This is a genomic window from Cerasicoccus maritimus, from assembly GCA_031296935.1.
Lineage (GTDB): Bacteria > Verrucomicrobiota > Verrucomicrobiia > Opitutales > Cerasicoccaceae > Cerasicoccus > Cerasicoccus maritimus.
In genome coordinates this window covers 63,215-77,503 of the sequence record JAVDPD010000030.1, presented here as the reverse complement: position 1 = coordinate 77,503, position 14,289 = coordinate 63,215, and the positions used below count along the sequence as shown (strand labels likewise).

The 14,289-nt window shown below is 54.5% G+C and carries 15 protein-coding genes; 9 read left to right on the top strand and 6 right to left on the bottom strand.

Going from position 1 to position 14,289, the window contains the following annotated elements:
• Window positions 1-70: 70 nt before the first annotated feature.
• Window positions 71-661, bottom strand: coding sequence for a type VI secretion system tube protein Hcp (locus tag RBB62_RS16880; protein ID WP_309400287.1), 591 nt, complete (start codon window positions 659-661; stop codon window positions 71-73).
• Between the two features lie 19 nt (window positions 662-680).
• Window positions 681-2,186 carry a hypothetical protein gene (locus RBB62_RS16875; protein WP_309400286.1) on the bottom strand — a complete coding sequence of 502 codons (1,506 nt, stop codon included), beginning with the start codon at window positions 2,184-2,186 and terminating at the stop codon, window positions 681-683.
• A gap of 199 nt (window positions 2,187-2,385) precedes the next feature.
• Here RBB62_RS16875 and RBB62_RS16870 point away from each other — a divergent pair, with 199 nt between their 5' ends.
• Window positions 2,386-3,273, top strand: a complete 888-nt coding sequence (locus RBB62_RS16870) for an alpha/beta hydrolase (RefSeq protein ID WP_309400285.1) — start codon at window positions 2,386-2,388, stop codon at window positions 3,271-3,273.
• Window positions 3,274-3,360: 87 nt separating this feature from the next.
• Here the strand turns inward: RBB62_RS16870 and mnmM are convergent, their stop codons facing one another.
• From mnmM to RBB62_RS16855, 3 genes are all read right to left on the bottom strand, one after another.
• Window positions 3,361-3,948, bottom strand: coding sequence for a tRNA 5-(aminomethyl)-2-thiouridylate-methyltransferase MnmM (mnmM, locus tag RBB62_RS16865; protein WP_309400283.1), 588 nt, complete (start codon window positions 3,946-3,948; stop codon window positions 3,361-3,363).
• Window positions 3,949-4,136: 188 nt separating this feature from the next.
• Window positions 4,137-5,201 (bottom strand): NAD(P)/FAD-dependent oxidoreductase, encoded by a 1,065-nt coding sequence (locus RBB62_RS16860; RefSeq protein WP_309400280.1) that lies wholly within the window; start codon window positions 5,199-5,201, stop codon window positions 4,137-4,139.
• Between the two features lie 104 nt (window positions 5,202-5,305).
• Complete coding sequence (locus tag RBB62_RS16855; RefSeq protein ID WP_309400279.1) at window positions 5,306-8,770, bottom strand: PPi-type phosphoenolpyruvate carboxykinase family protein; 3,465 nt, start codon at window positions 8,768-8,770, stop codon at window positions 5,306-5,308.
• A gap of 305 nt (window positions 8,771-9,075) precedes the next feature.
• On the opposite strand from RBB62_RS16855, the gene RBB62_RS16850 reads away from it, so the two are divergent.
• The 8 genes from RBB62_RS16850 to RBB62_RS16815 all read left to right on the top strand — a co-directional run bounded on the left by RBB62_RS16850 (window position 9,076) and on the right by RBB62_RS16815 (window position 13,588).
• Entirely contained in the window at window positions 9,076-9,606 is a 531-nt protein-coding gene (locus RBB62_RS16850; protein WP_309400278.1) for a GbsR/MarR family transcriptional regulator, read from the top strand.
• Between the two features lie 42 nt (window positions 9,607-9,648).
• Window positions 9,649-9,813, top strand: coding sequence for a hypothetical protein (locus RBB62_RS16845; RefSeq protein WP_309400277.1), 165 nt, complete (start codon window positions 9,649-9,651; stop codon window positions 9,811-9,813).
• A 37-nt stretch (window positions 9,814-9,850) separates the two neighbouring features.
• Window positions 9,851-10,288: a hypothetical protein gene (locus RBB62_RS16840; protein WP_309400276.1), complete on the top strand. Its 438-nt coding sequence runs from the start codon at window positions 9,851-9,853 to the stop codon at window positions 10,286-10,288.
• Complete coding sequence (locus tag RBB62_RS16835) at window positions 10,285-10,467, top strand: hypothetical protein (RefSeq protein WP_309400275.1); 183 nt, start codon at window positions 10,285-10,287, stop codon at window positions 10,465-10,467. The genes RBB62_RS16840 and RBB62_RS16835 overlap by 4 nt, the downstream gene beginning before the upstream one ends.
• 37 nt (window positions 10,468-10,504) lie before the next feature.
• The gene (locus RBB62_RS16830) at window positions 10,505-10,918 is read left to right on the top strand and encodes a hypothetical protein (RefSeq protein ID WP_309400273.1); all 414 of its coding nucleotides are present in this window, start codon (window positions 10,505-10,507) and stop codon (window positions 10,916-10,918) included.
• Complete coding sequence (locus RBB62_RS16825; protein WP_309400272.1) at window positions 10,918-11,454, top strand: thiol-disulfide oxidoreductase DCC family protein; 537 nt, start codon at window positions 10,918-10,920, stop codon at window positions 11,452-11,454. The genes RBB62_RS16830 and RBB62_RS16825 overlap by 1 nt, the downstream gene beginning before the upstream one ends.
• A 225-nt stretch (window positions 11,455-11,679) precedes the next feature.
• The gene (locus RBB62_RS16820) at window positions 11,680-12,114 is read left to right on the top strand and encodes a hypothetical protein (RefSeq protein WP_309400269.1); all 435 of its coding nucleotides are present in this window, start codon (window positions 11,680-11,682) and stop codon (window positions 12,112-12,114) included.
• Between the two features lie 70 nt (window positions 12,115-12,184).
• Window positions 12,185-13,588: an exopolysaccharide biosynthesis polyprenyl glycosylphosphotransferase gene (locus tag RBB62_RS16815; protein WP_309400267.1), complete on the top strand. Its 1,404-nt coding sequence runs from the start codon at window positions 12,185-12,187 to the stop codon at window positions 13,586-13,588.
• A 21-nt stretch (window positions 13,589-13,609) separates the two neighbouring features.
• On the opposite strand, the gene RBB62_RS16810 is transcribed toward RBB62_RS16815, so the two are convergent.
• Window positions 13,610-14,209, bottom strand: a complete 600-nt coding sequence (locus RBB62_RS16810) for a polysaccharide biosynthesis/export family protein (protein WP_309400266.1) — start codon at window positions 14,207-14,209, stop codon at window positions 13,610-13,612.
• Between the last annotated feature and the right edge of the window lie 80 nt (window positions 14,210-14,289).

Here is a 14,289-nt window from a genome sequence, read left to right as displayed (position 1 = left end):
GGTATTGTTTTTGATCTATCATCGGTTGCCGGGTTGAGCAAGTGCTGGACCCGGCAACTTCATGTTATCTCTAGTCGACAGCATATTCTGTGTCGTTGTTGACACGACTCCACAGCGCCTCATTGGCCAACGTAGCTACGCCAGTGGCGGGATCAATTTTGAATCCTTCAACCTTGATGGCTCCGTAGTCAAGCACGACTCGGAAGACGCCCCGGTCGCCCTGTGTGCCTTCCAGTTCAACCGAGCTGATTAACACTGGCTTGAAGTATAGCTTGATGAAGGTCACGTTATTAGCAGTTCCGCCGCCATCTCGGCGACCTTCGATGATGAACTCATCGAAGCGTTTCCCCTGAGCAAGACTCTTTAAGAAACCAGTAAATAAGTCGCCTTCAGCTTCGATGAGTAAAGTGAGCTTTTCGAATCGCACGTTGGTTGCGTCGCCGACACTATTAAGCGTCTCGACAAGGTCGGCCTGGTTTTCAGCGATCAGGGCAAAGGAAAGTATTTCGAAGGCTTTTTTATCGTCCAGCGTGTCGTCCTGAACATTGCCATCGATGAATCCACTAGGCGTGAAGTAGCCGTAATACTCAGCTTGGGCCTGGCTGAGGCTGGGCAGCAGGCAAAGCGCCGCAAGTGCGATCAGTTTTGAGAAGTGCTTCATAGTAATGGTGTCGTTTGCTTTACGGGATGTAAGGTGGTGGTGAAATTCGTTCGATGACGATACGGCCAAAGCGGCTGGGGCCGGGGTTGGGATCGTCCACGGCAAACACTGCGCGTGAATTGACGGTGTCGCTGAGCAGGCGGCCAATGTCGGACACGCGGTCCCACTCGACCATGTTGTCGGAAAACTCTGCGTGGTAAACCAGCGGGAGATCGGTGCGGGCGCCAAAGGCCAGGCGTATGCCATTGCTGTTGAAAATACCATTGGGCGCAAAGGCGTAGGGCTGCGCTTCGGCATCCTGTTCACTGGGGTCTTTGCCAAAGGCGAATTCTTCCAGTAGGGTGAGGCCGTCGCCGTCGAGATCGCTATCGGGGGCGGCGTTATCGCCATAAAGCCCCATTTGCTCCAACCAATCCTCGAAAGCAGTGCGTTCGATTTGGCTGATCTTGACGCCGAGTGGAGCGCCTTCTGCGGTGGGTGTCGCCTTGCTGAAGAAAATGGTGCGCGCGCCGGCCGGGACGGGGATGAATGTCTGCCCGCCGACGATAAAGTCCTCCGTAATATTGGTGGGCGTGGAGAATTGGCTATCTTCGTCGCTGGTGGTCGAGGTGTAGTAATCGCGCCCGGCATCGATGGCCCCCGGCACGCGGTGGTATTCGTTACTGGCGAGCAGGGTTTCATCGCGCATGAGCACGGCGAGCAGCGGATTGGTCGAGCCATTGTAGAGCGAGACTCCTTGGGCTTCTAACAATAGGTAGTCGCCCGTGCGCAGCGTGGGAAAGAGATTCAGCAGGTCATGAGCGTTTTCGTGATCTTCAACGGCGGTCAGCGTCGTCGGGAGCAGGTTGCGAATAGCCAAACCGCGATGGAAGTAGGTGTCCAGCGGAGCTATGTCCAAGGTGGTTGTCGCGACCACGGGTAGCTCGGGCAGCGACGCTTGTTCGGGCTTGAACTGAAATTCCAGGTCGCCGATGTAGAAGGGCACGCGTACCTTGGACACCTCGTCGACGGCGTAAATGAGCATGAGGAAAAACTGGGCATCGGGGTCGATGCCGCCAACGTAAACCGGGCCGCCATCGCTGATAACATTCGTGCGATAGACAAACTCGTAAGATGGACTGAAGAACTCGATGATAAAGCGCGTCTCAGTGGCTGTCTGTGGCTCCATGATTGCGCCAAAGCCTTGCACCGCGCCGGAAGTGCTGACCTGAAAACTACTCTCAGGGCCACAGGTAGCGTAAACGCCCGGTATGGCAGCTCCTTCTCGCTGAACTAGCTGAGAGGAATTGTCGTTGGAGACAGATGCATTGACGGCGAAGTTGGCGTTGCTCGAGGTGAAGGGCACGCCAACGGGAAGGTCCTGGCTTGGCGGCTCCGACAGGAAATCTGCCCAAGTGACGGACGCGTCGCTACGCAGATTGTTGATATTGTCGACAACGAATGGCGCTGCGCTGCTGATTCCAGTGAAAAGCAGGCAGCCAAGCATGGAGATCACACGTAGCAGAAAATTGCGACTAGGAGTCATGTAGTAGTGAAAAATGAAAAGTAATAGTAGTGACTTTTTACCTTAGCAGCTTTTGTTTTAATGACGAGCATTAGTTAACGAAATTGTCATCTAAGGGGATAATTGTGAGACCTGAGCACGCCTTAGATTGACAATCAGACATTTGATTGATCATTTAAAGGAAGGTATGAACTTGCCCCGAATATTTTTATTCCTTCTCATGAGCTCGCCATTTGTCTCTGGTGCCCAGCCTTTTGAACGCTCCGATGTAGAAACGGAAGTCAGTCGCCAGGGCTGCCAAGTAGACCGTTTCACGATGTATTCTCCGTCGATGGACCGCGATATCAAGGTGGTCGTCGTGTTACCGCCGGCTTACGCTAAAGAAGACAAAGCGACGTTCCCCATACTCTACACACTTCATGGCTATCAGGCTCCCTACGATACTTGGGCAGTTATGCCGAAGCTCCACCAACAGCTACAGAAAACGCCATTTATTTATACCTGCTTCGATGGCGACATTGCTTCGTTTTACATTGATTCGTTCTACCCAGTAAAGACTCAGCGCAAACAGGAGATACGAGAATCCGATGTTCCGAAGACCTCGAAGTTTATGACTTTCTTTTTCGATGAGTTTATCCCGGCAATAGACACCTGGTACCGAGTTAATGCCGATAAGCGCGCGGTGACTGGATTTTCGATGGGCGGCTGCGGTGCGATGACTTATGGTCTGGCGCACCCGGAAATGTTCTCCTCGATCAGTGGTCTGTCTTCGACTTACATGGACTTCTCTGACCCGAAAGCCAAGGCTAGCGAATGGATGCCGGACTACCTGGGCTCAATGGACGAGTTTCCCGAACGCTACGAAGCGTTGGATCACTACAAACTTATCGACAAACACTTGGCCAGTGGCGTCAAGCTACCGCCAATTTATCAACACATTGGCTCAGAAGATTTTCTGGTGAAGCAGAATCGCAAATTTGAGCGGTTTGCGCAAGAGAAGGGCATCGATGTGACCTACGAGGAAACGCCGGGCGGCCACAATTGGAAGTTCTGGCATCCGGCCAGCGTTGGTGTGGCGGAGTTCCACTGGACACATTGGCAGGATTGAAAAAAAGGTCGAGTTTTCCAACACCCGCTGATCAGTAGCAGTAGTAGTGTTTTCATGGTATTGCTCTGCGATGCAAAGCAACCGTTTTTATCGGTAACAGGTAAGCAAGCGCGGACTGGAGTTAGTCGGGTGGTCGCCATCGTTCCATTCCACTTTGCTGAAGGCGCCATCGTTTTGCTGGAGCCAGGCTTGGATCATTTCTTCTTCGGCATGGCCGCCATCGTGGCCGCGATAGACTAAAATAGAAAGTACACCGCGTGGTTGCAGGAGCTGTAGTGACGCATCGAGCGCCTCGCGAGTGGATTCTGCTGTGGTGATGACTTCCTTGTCTGATCCGGGAAGGTAGCCGAGGTTGAAGACGACTGCCTTGACGCGGTGTCGCCAGTTGCCGGGCAGGAACTCAAGCATGTCGGCGTGATTCCCGAGCGCCAGTCGTACTTGCTCCGCACAGCCAGCTTCATTAAGGCGTTTCCCGGTAGATCGGAGCGCATCAGGTTGTCGGTCGATTCCGAGCACGACGCCTGTTCTGCCAACGCGCTCAGCTAAGAACAGCGTGTCGTGTCCGTTGCCAGCGGTGGCGTCGATCACGTAATCGCCCGGCAAAATCGCGCTTGCGAGCTGTTCATGCGCTACTTGAGTTAAGCGTGGCATTGTGTTGTATTCTATGGTGTTCATGTTGTTTCGACAATGGAAAATAACCTAGTCCGCCGTTAGCATAAAGCTGCGAGTTTTGTCTGATACACGCAACTTTTGTCCAACTTGACAGTGTCGTGCTACGCTGGCGCAGGTTGGTTGAATTTCCGGAGAAAAAGAATGGGAGTTCACCAGCGTTTGCTGAGTGAGAACTATGGAGTGCAGCGCCCTTACGCTTGACGTTTTTTGCGAGGTGGACGTGCACGGAAATCGCAATCTTCAGGTAGCGAAGCGCCTGTTATCAGGTGCTCTGCCATGCGTTGAGCCAGCCAGGGGATGAAGACGTTGCCCTTGGATCCGAAGCCGTTGAAAACGCCGATGCGCGGGTGCTCCGGATGAAAGCCTGCGCGGGGAATGTGGTCGCCGGTGGCGCAGCGGACGCCCGCCCGGTGGTCGACAATTTTGAACTCATGCGAGGGCATCGTATTGGCGACTTTCGCCATGATGTCGGCCGCGCCAGCCTCGGTCGTTTCGCTGTCAGTTTGGCCGCGGCCGTAGGTTGATCCACACCATGCCGCGCCTTTGCCTTGCGGGATGATCCACTTGCCGCGGTTGACTGGGATGTCGGGCAATGGTTGGTCGGATTGGATGGTGAGGATCTCGCCCTTGTTGGGCTGGAAATTAAAGTCCGAGAACCACGGGTTGTCGAGGATGCGGAAACCTTCGGCGAACACAATCCGCTCGGCGGAAAGGTCGCGCCAGCGCACGCCGTTTTCATCGACGCTCAACTCATTGTGCGTAAACTCTGCATCGCAAAGTATGCCTTCGTGCTCGAAGTATTCGCGGAGCTTGATCAGGAGCTGCGCGGTGGAAACATAGCCAGCATGCTTGATGCGGATGCCACCGAAATCGTCGTGCAGCGGGGTGTTAGCGCCGGGTTGCTCATACTCGCCGAGGAATGGTTGGTAACGCTCATCGGCGAGGCGCTGGTCGAGGAAGTCCTTCTCCTTCTCGTTGTTGACTAGGCGCAGAATCGGCGTCCGGTGAAAGAAGGTTTCGCCGAATTCTTTTTCCACCTGTTCAAAGAACTGATGTGCAACCGGCAGGCAGTCTTCGATGCGCCAGGCAAGCTTGAGTCGTTGGCCCTGCACGGGGTTGACCATGCCAGCAGCTGCGAGCGAGGCGCTGGTGCGATGTCCGTCGTCAATAACCCTAATTGCGTGGCCGTGCTGGTGGAGCTCCCATGCCAGCACACTGCCCGCCATTCCCTGGCCAACGATGAGGGTTTGAGTCATTGGGTTGATTTTAGATGCCTATCCGTCCAAAGCCCTTAGTCGAAAGGCTCGCTTGGAGCGAACATCGACTAAGGGCCGGACAAATGATTAAGCGTTAGTGCGCTTTATTGATAGAGATACGGATCGGCTCCGATCGTGCCTTCGAGCTGCTTGACGCGGCCTTCGGTGCGGAACACGCCGAGCGTTTCGATGGCGTGCTGTAGTCGCGAGTTGAGGTCGTCGCAGGTTTCGGGCTGAGCTTGCGGGCAGAGCTTGGCAATTTCGCTCTTCAGGTAGGACTCGTGGCGTTCCCAGAGCTTGATTTCTACGTCCTGGCGGGTCTTCAGGCGAGCCTGATACCAGTCGCTTTCGATCAAAGCCTTGCGCGAGAACAGATCGCGAATCTCCGGATCGGTGATCGACTTGCCCTCGTATTCGCCGTCCTTCATGATGTGAAGCAGGGCCTTGAGGGGAGGGCAGGCGCCCTCGATGGAACCGTCTTCGAAGTAGAGGCCTGCCACACGCTCGTGCACGCCGAGGATGTTGGCCATACCGTCGGCAAAAACGTCGAGGCCTTGCAGCTCGGGCTTGAGCATTTCTTCGGTGAGGACCGCAGCCGGGTTACCAAATACGCGGCCGAAGTAGTGGCGCACGAACTTATCTGTCATACGGTAGCCAAGGATGCTGGACTTGATGGTCTTGCCTTCGAATTCAACATCCGGCACGGGCTCAAGCATGCCTTCTTCGATGAGGACCTCTGGATCACGTTCGCGCGGCTTCATGCGGCTCCAAACTTCTGGCACGAGCAGGGAAATGTCGTGGTCCATGCGGTTCTTCGGGCCAACGTAACCGGCGGCAGTGATGAACGGCTGGTAGCCGGTGAGGATGAAGGATACCAGCGCGTTGTTGAGGTCGACGATTGGCGGCAGGCAATTGAATGGGCCCTTGGTCAATGCGCCTTCGGAACCGGCGCCGGTGGTCGATGGGCTCTTGCCGGTCATGGAGGAAATGACTTCCATGAAGAATTCCGGCAACGGCAGGTAATGAATCGGATTGAACACGGCCAGAGAGCGGATGCCTGGCTCCGGCGGGTTGTTGCGGCGGCCCGGCAGCACTGCATTGACCGGCATGGGGATCGGCTTGTCGCCTTCGATGCGACGGAAGAGGCGGGTGCCAACTTCGCCGAGGTAGAAGTGACGCGGATCGACCAGGTCGTCGCGGTCTTGCAGGTAGCGTGGGTTCTTGGTCGGCTTGCCATCCACGATGCGTGGGTTGGAGTTGATGACCATATACTTGCTGCGCTCGTCGGCGAGGAATTCCTTCATCGCAGCTTGCATCGGCTCGGTGAACTGTTCGAAGCGGATGGCGTCCTCGGTCATGTCCTCCACGAACTCGCGGCTGAGACCTTCGTAGTTCGAGAAGAAGTTGCCGGCCTTGGACATGTCTTGCTCAGTGCGCTTGTCGTAACCGCGGGTGATGGCGTCATCCGGGCGTTGGAACAGGCGGAACTCGCAGTTTTCGATGAACTTGACGGACGGGTTGCTGTATCGTTCGTTGAGGTCTTCGATTTTATCTGCGGGCATGACCACGGCGGCGGAAATGTCGTCCTCCGTCTGGAGCTTCGCGGCCGGGTGGAAGTCCTTGCGGAGGCCAAAGATGCGCCACGAGCCGTCAGCATTGTAGCCGACGCGCAGGTATTGCGTGATGAGGCGCATATCCTTGTATTTGAGCCAGTTGCCGGAGGAGCCATTGACGGAGTCCACACCAAAGCGGTTGCGCCACTCGCCTTCCCAGTCTTCTTTATAGAAGCGCTTGAGGATGAAGACGAGTTCCTTGATGTAGAACGGAATTTCGCGGAGCCACTCGTTGTATTCGTCGGTGTATTCCGGCGCAGGTGTGAGTAGCTTGATGACGGAGCCCAAGGTGCGCTGTGATCCGAGGATCGGGCGGCCCTTTTCGCGGTTCTTGGAATCGTCCTTGAAGCGCATGCCGTACTCCTTGCTGATGATCTCTTCGACGCGATCGAAGTCGGCTTCGAAGTCGGCTACGATGACCGGCGCATAGATAATTGCGTCGGAGATGGACTTCGAAATTTCGGACTTACCACCGCCGGAAACGGTGCAGGGCTTGTGGCAGAAGGTGCCTTCCGCAGTGGTGCCGACGAGGCGCCAGCGGCGGCCTTCGGTGGCGGGGCGGAGCATCTCGATCTTATAACCGGACGGCAGCACGTAGGTAACGTGTGGCTTCAAGCGCATGCAGACGCGGCCGTCGCCCTTGCCAAAGCAGACAGTTTGCTCAGCGAGGGAGATTTCAGTGTCTTCGGGCACGTAATGGATATCCGGGTATTCCTTGTCGATTGCGTAGCCTTCGGGCTGGCGGATCGCCTTGTCTCCAAGGATTTGCATCGCTTGCTCGAAAGAGTGGTCGAGCTCAGGAATGAACTTGGCCAGGCGGAATTCTTCACCGAGGTCATAGCTCGGGAAGGCAATCGCGCCACCGGCGTGTTCTTCTTCGGCGAGGCCGTAGAGATTGGCCGCGAAGCTGATCTGGGTTTTGACCTCCTTCTTGCAGTAGCCGAAGTAGTTATCTGCGATAACGGTGACTACTACGCCGGATGCGTCGCGCGCGGTGATCTTAAAGGCACCGCCGTCGTTGTAGAGCTCGTCTTCCTTCTCCCAGCACATGCCGTCGCGCTTTTGGCGATCGGTGGCTTCGTCGATGTGCGGCAGGCCGAGTTCGCGCTTGGTGAGGGTGGTCAGGTGTGGAGCGAGGATCACGCAGCCAGTGTGGCCCGTCCAATGTCGAACGTCGATCGCGGCGTCGTTTTCCGGGAGGAAGGGGTCGCCGGCGTTGCCGAAGATGGATTCCACGAAATCGAGGTTGCAGACCATGTTACCCGGAGCGAAGAAGCGGACTTCGTAGCGTTTTTCCGAGATGATGCCTTCCACGCCGGGGCAAACGACCGGGCGCATGAGGAGCGATGTCCAGACTTCAGCCGGCTTGTCCAAGGTGGATGTAAAGGGAAGCTGCTTGAGTGCCGAGGGCGGCTTGAGCGCAGCGCTGAGCAGACGCGAGAATGCGATCTTCGGCACGGCCTTCTTGTCAGCCGGGATGGGCAGGCCACCTTCGGTAACGTGGAAGACGCCCTTGGTAGTACGGCGATCGTTCTTCGGGTTGTGTAGCACGCCGTTGTGCACGCGGTAACTTTTAATGATGTCCGACGAGAATTCTTCCTGGTTCGGCGGGATCGAAAGCACGCGGGCTAATCCGTGGCGGTCGAGGCAAAGGGTGTTGGAGGGGAGACGCGGGCGTGGTTCTTCTTCCGGAAGGTCGGCCAAGTAGCGGTCAATGAAATCCTGTGCGCGTTGGTCTACCGGGCTCAGGTGCCCCGAAAGGAGACGTGATTGCTCTTGGTATTCCGCTAGGATGCCCTTGGCTAGGCGCATGAATGGGTAGTTAGACAAATCGCCGACTATTGGCTGTTTAAGCGCGGCGAGCTTCAGATTGGCATATTCAATCAGGAAGGGGTCGCGTGAAATTGCGCGGCGTTCTTCATTCGGTAATAGTCCGATGGCGGTTTCCAAGTTCATCGTGGCACTGTTTTTGGGTTAATGGTTCGACCGTTGAGCAGCAAAATGAGCGCCTAAAGTAGGCTCAATGTTTTTCGCTCAATACGATTGAATTATTGTTGTTTAGTTAAGTAAATCTAATTCTGAAAGATTTATGTATTAGAAAAGCCAAGGTGATCAACAGAAAAATGAATTCCTGCTCTCGATTTTACGTAAATGTCGTCCTGAAAATGCCATGAATGCCTTTATTGATGAGGTCTTTAACCTGATTTTAGAAAAAACATGCTTGCAATGATCGTATTTTCGGAAAATATTGAAAATTAAGCATGGAAAACATTACTCCAGTTCTGACTGAACTCGAACAAGCACGAGAAGACTTCATCCGCCAATGGGGAGCAATGGGCAGCGCCTGGGGCATCAACCGCACTATGGCGATGATTCACGCGACCCTCATGACGAGCACGGCACCCATGAATACGGACGAAGTCATGGAGTTATTACAGATCAGCCGCGGCAACGCCAACGCCAACCTCCGCGAGTTAGTAGGGTGGGGGCTCCTGCGCCCAACCGCTGTTAAAGGCGAGCGCAAGGATTACTATGAGGCTGAAAAAGACGTATGGAAGATGTTTTGCGCGATCACTCGTGAGCGTAAGCGACGCGAGATTGAGCCTGCGATGGCCGTGCTGGATGATTGCGCTGCGCGCACCGACAAGTTGAAGACGCCTGAGGCCAAGGAGTTCAACAAGATGATGAACGAGCTCGCTGATTTCGTCTCCGTTGCGTCCTCCGTGATGGATCGGATTTCCCGATCTCAACGCAGCAAGGTCGTCCCCGCCGCCCTAAAGGTCTTCGGATAGGCGAGAAATATAAGCACCACTTTAATGGAAATGGATTTAATCATGAAAACTTTTTTCACAAATAATCAAAAATACGAAAATAAAAAGATGCACCAGGCATTTCACAATCGTCGCAAGCCAGAACGCCGTCGTCGCCTTGGGCACGCTCTGGGGTATTTCAACGGTGATGGACCACTGGCGTTCTATTTAAACCTAATTTTCAGATAATCCTGAAAATACGATATGATAGATTTATTAGAAAGGAATGATGATGAAGACGAAATTTGAGACATTGGACCTGCGGGTCCGTCGCATCGCGCTAGCGATGGCCATTGCGAACACCTTGCTGGGAATCGCCCTTGTGGCACATGCATTCTACTTGGTGGCGACGCTCGTGTTTGCGGTAGTGCCAATTGTCGGCTATGCGATGCTCTACGGCTATTGGCAACGATTCATGCAAAAAGGTGCGCCGCGTGCCTGGCTTTGGATGAACACCATCTGGTTTAACCTGCTGCCGCTCTTCTTGCCTCTGTTTGAGCCAAGGGCGCTGTACGAACCGTATTACTACCTCGTGCTGGCTTGGAACGGATTGATGGTTACGGGCGCTGCATTGGCGAAAAATTGGGACCGAGAAATACTCACTTTGTTGGCAGCGCCCAGGGGAGGCTGGCTGGAGCGCATTGAGGAGGAACTACCGGCATGAAAACTTACCTCTTCGCCCTGCTCATTGCCTTAGGGGTCTTGATCATAGTTATGCCGCTGGGGCTGGTGGGTGGGCAATTTGTCTACTGCATGTTTGCCTTACTGTTTGTGCCGCCCTGTTTTGCCGCGGGCTTGCTGCTGATGCTCTGCAGCCTGCGCATGCTTCGATATCCACGTTAACTGCTATCAACTTTTCACCACAACGAAAGACAAGACAATGAATCCGTTAATCATTACCTACGCACTCTACCTGCCGATCAGCATTGCACTGACGATCTGGGTGGGCCGAACGCTGCATCGTCATGGCCGGCGGTTCCTTATCGACGCCTGCCACGGTGACGATGGGCTGGCCGACAGCATTAACCACCTGCTCATCGTGGGCTTTTACCTGGTCAACTTTGGCTTCGTGACGCTCTACCTGCGCTACGGGCTCAAGCCACAGACCACAGCGGAAATCTTCGAGGCGCTCAGCGCGCGCATTGGGGTGGTGTTACTCGTTCTCGGTGGGATGCACTTCTTCAACCTGTATGTGCTGAACCGCATGCGAAAACGCGCCCGCTTGTGGGGAGCTCCGCCGCCCGTGGAGCCGACCGGGCAACTGAAGCCAGCCGCTGGAGAGGCCAAGGCATGATGGCGGGTTTGCCAATCGACCAGCTGACCGTGCTGACTGACGGTGAGTGCCAGCTCTGCTTGCGCGCCCGTCGTTGGCTGGAGGGGCAGGAACAGTTCGTGCCTTTGCGGTTTGTTCCCATCCAGACGACAGGTCTGCCGGTACGCTACCCAGGCATCGAGGCGCTGGACTTGAAGAAGGAGCTCACCGTGATCGGGCCCGAGCGGTTCTACTGGCAGGGAGTCGATGCTTGGTTGATGACACTTTGGGCGCTGGAAGACTGGCGGGAGCGAGCTATCGAATTGTCGCAACCGCTTTGGCGACCCTTGGCTCGGCGATTAATCATCGAGCTCTCGCAGAACCGCTTTTGGTTGTCGGCTATGATCGCCAGCGGCAACGAAGAGCGCCTCCGTGACGCGCTCATCGATGAACCACCAGATTGCACCGACGGGAGCTGCGAACTTCCACCTCCACTGCCGAAACAACAACGCAATGAAACTTCTGATGAAGAACGAAAACGCCGCATGGAAGCTCGCTGGAGCGACCGCGCCGTTTGAGGTCGCCGGAGCGCGGCTCGCCGATCTGGGCGGGCCGCTGCTGCGGGCGGCGTGGCGCGGTGAACTACTCCGCCGCGAGCTCCTGTTCTGAGAGTAATCGCGCTTTGTGCATGCTCATTTGACCGAGGGCTTTGCTGGCGTGGGTGTGGGGGCACCGGAGAGGGGTGCTACCTAACTTTGCAATGCAAAGCATTTTTAATATTAACTCTTTTATACAAAGTAATCATGGATACGACACTGACTACGAACTTACTTTACCTCGCTGGGGCGGGGCAGATATTCATTGCGCTGATCTATGAATGGGTCCGCCGAATACTGGACTGGGATGCTGGCATTGCGCAGATGCCCGCGCGACTCAATCAGCAAATTGCTCACACCTACAGTCGCTATATACAGGGGCTGAATTTTGCCTTTGGGGCCATAACGCTATTGTTCGCGCCAGTATTTCTTGAGGAGCCGAGATTAGGCACCGCATTGGCGATACTGCTGACGGTTTATTGGGGCACGCGCACAGTAATTGCGCTGACCTTTTACGACATCAAACCGATCGTCGAGCGCCGCATGCTATTTCGCTATGGAAATTACGGCTTCAACCTGTTGTTCGTGGTTTTGACGGCAATCTACGCATGGACAGCTTATCAAGCGGTATTCTTACTTTGAGAGCGCTTTACGTGGGTGAAAGTTCCCAGTTGCTATTCAGCAAGTTGGCTCTATTTTTGCGTTTGGTTCTATGCTTGATCGTCGTTCGCAAGGTCTCCTGACGCTGCATGGCTGTGTAGTCATTGTCGCGCTTAACGTTCTGTTTGTATTACAGGCGGTAATTGGCGTCGAAATGACTCATCGCTATAACTATGATCTGATCAATTTTCCGCTCTACTTGATGGGGCTAACGGCGAGTGGCATCATCTTTTTCCACTTTTATTCGCTGCTCTCCCCCAGCATGTTTCAGCGCCACAGCGCGCGTGTTTTTCAAGTGACCAATATGCAGACTGCGGTACTGCTTTTGACTCTGTTTGGAATAATTTTTGCGACGAAGGACAAGGGCATTTCGCGTATCTTTGTGGGCGTTTATCTGATGTTGAGCTATTGTCTGCTGCTGGTGCTCAATTCCATGCTGCCGCGCGCGATTGCGAAGCTGTTTTTTAAGGGCGGCAATATGCGTCGCTGTCTGGCAATTGGCAGTCAGCAGAACTTCTCTAACCTGAGTGACTGGATTAATAGCCGGAAAAGCCTGGGTATGGAGTTGATAGGCTTGGTGGACACTGAGAGCAACCCCGATCACCCTACGCCGGATGGCTACATTGGAAATGTCGGGCAACTCGAGGAACTGGTGTCAAAATATTACGTAAATCAGATCATCATGTTGGAAACCCGGCAGTCCAAGACTTGGGTCCAACGCATCATGAGCGTGGCCGAGGAGCAGGGCTGCCAAGTGATGATCTATAACCCGTGGGCGGAGTTTTTTGAGCAACCATTGACCTCTATTAAGGACGGCCCGCATACGTTTTTCATTCCTCGCGAAGAGCCGCTGGAGAATCCTTTTAATCGATTGCTCAAGCGGTTAGTCGACATACTGATTGCGATCCCGATATTGTTATTTGTGCTGCCGCCGCTGTACCTTTGGGTGCGCAGCAAGCAGGCTAAAGAATCGCCAGGCCCGGTATTTTTTCAGCAAGAACGACGCGGCTACAATAAGACGATTTTTACCATCTACAAGTTTCGCAGCATGCATGTGGCGAATGACGATGAGGCGCGCCAAGCGACCAAGGAAGACCCGCGAATATTTGAGTTTGGCCTGTTTCTGCGGCGCACCAGTCTGGACGAATTACCGCAGTTTTGGAACGTCTTTAAGGGCGAGATGAGCGTCGTTGGTCCGCGCCCGCATTTGCCCCAGCACGACAAGCTCTTTGGCGAGACGGTGCGCATCTATCCGCAGCGCCATTTTGTGAAGCCGGGCATCACTGGCCTGGCCCAGTGCAATGGCTTCCGCGGTGAAATTACCGAGCCGGACATGATTCGCGCCCGGGTGGCCTATGACCTCGAATACATTACTGAGTGGTCGCTGTGGCTGGACATGGAAATTATGGCGCGCACAGGTTTGATTTTGGTCCGTCCTCAAGCCGCTGCCTACTGATTTCAGTGAGATGCTTTGCGCCTAGATCCAGCGTTCGGTGATGAAAATGGAATCGCCATTTTCGATGACTACATCGTTAGCCGCGGGGTCTTTCAGGATTTCGTCGAAATAGTAAGTCTTCACCTGTTTTTTGCCATTGTCATCAAAGCGTGTGACCCGGATTTTGTTGCTGGCCAGGCGAGTCATGCTGCCAGCGGCGCTGATGACTTGTGAGAGCGTCATCGTTTCCTCGGGGGGGATGACGACTGGACCCGGGCGGTTGACTTGTCCGTGGACGTAGGCGCGCTGCTCGGTATAGGATAGCAGATTGAGCGAGATCTGCGGATTAACGAGATAATCGCGGTTGTAGAGGTCCGTAATGAGCTGATTGGCTTCGTTGATCGTTAGTCCGGCAAGATTAACATCGCCGATGAGCTGGAGTTTTGCCCCACCGTCTTGGCTGATTCTGATTTGTTGCTCTAAGTCCGGTTCCTGGAAAACGAGCACTTGGAGGATGTCCAACGGCTGTAGTTGGTAATTGGCGCCGGTGAGGCCCACGTTCTTGGTCGCCTCTTGGGCGTAGCTGAAAGTCGGTAGTATGCTAACGAGTAGTAGAAAGAAGAGAGGGCGTTTGGCTAGCATATTGATTGAATTTTTCGTCAGGCATCATCGCCTGCTTACCAAAGAATGACCGACAGAATCGCCCAATGTTCACTTTGTAT